1 protein-coding gene is annotated in these 1,101 nt (G+C 76.5%); it reads right to left on the bottom strand.

Translation table 11 applies throughout. From position 1 onward, the window contains the following. Nucleotides 1–33 precede the first annotated feature (33 nt). The coding region (locus tag GTW67_RS20065) for an SUKH-4 family immunity protein (RefSeq protein WP_237518951.1) at nt 34–1,101 on the bottom strand (1,068 nt) is incomplete at its 5' end.

The following is a 1,101-nucleotide window of genomic DNA, read 5'->3' as shown; positions in this document are numbered from 1 at the left end:
CCCGGCCCGTCGGTCCGCGTCAGCGGCGCCGCGTCACAGCAGCCCGTCCCACATCTGCTCGAGCAGCACCGACCACCAGCTCTCCGCCGACCCGAGCGCCGCCGGGTCGATCGAGGCCAGCTGCGCCTGGAAGTCCACCGTCCAGCGGCCCGCCTGCTCCTGGTTCAGACCGAACCTGAGCCGCCACATCCGGCCCAGCAGCGCCAGGCAGCGCGCGAACTCCGGCAGCCCCGTGTTCACGAACTGCGGCGGCACGGGCGCCCCGCCCGGCCCCGCCTCCACCGGCACCGCGACGATGTTCGCCGTGCCGTACTGCACGCAGAGCGCCCGGCCGAAGTCGCTGCCCACGACGAGGTACGAGCCCGCGTCCGACGCCGGCTGCACCCCCCGCTCGGCCGCCAGCTCCGCCAGTGTCGGCACCGGGCGGCCCGGCTGGGCCTGCGCCCAGAAGAAGGGGCCCATGTCCATCGGCAGCCCCGCCGCCACCAGCGTGTGCGCCACGACCGGCGGCACGCCCTGCCGGGACACGGCGGCCTGCTCGAACCGGAAGACACCCGGGCCGAACGCCGCCGCGAGCTCCTGCCCGATGGCCTCCGGCGGGATCGGCGGCACCGGCTGCACCGGCGGCAGCGGCGCCCGCACCGGCGCCGGACGCGCCGGCCCGTCGGCGACCTGGTGCAGCTCGCCCTGGTGCGCGAGCAGCTGCCGCATGCCCTGCTGCCGGCTCGCGTGATCGGTGCCGTACGGCGCGATGGAGGTGATCCGCGCCTGCGGCCACTGCTCCCGGATCATCCGCGCGCAGTAGGCGCCCGGCAGCTCGCACGACTCCAGCTCGGTGTGCAGCTCCAGCACCTGGTCCGGCGGCACGTTCATGGACCGCAGCTCGTGGAAGATCTGCCACTCCGGGTGCGGCGTGCCCGGCGCCGAACGCCGGATCAGCTGCTGCTCGGAGCCGTCCTGCGCGCGGTAGCGCAGCACGGCCTGGTAGCCGGGTCCGACGGTCGGCTGACCGGCGGGCGGCTGCGGATAGCCGTACGCGGGCGGCGGCCCCGGCACCGGCTGCCCGGGCGGCGGCATCGCACCCGGGGGTACGGCACCGGG

This window comes from Streptomyces sp. SID5910 (assembly GCF_009862125.1).
Taxonomy (GTDB): domain Bacteria; phylum Actinomycetota; class Actinomycetes; order Streptomycetales; family Streptomycetaceae; genus Streptomyces.
This window is presented reverse-complemented; position numbering and strand designations above follow the sequence as displayed.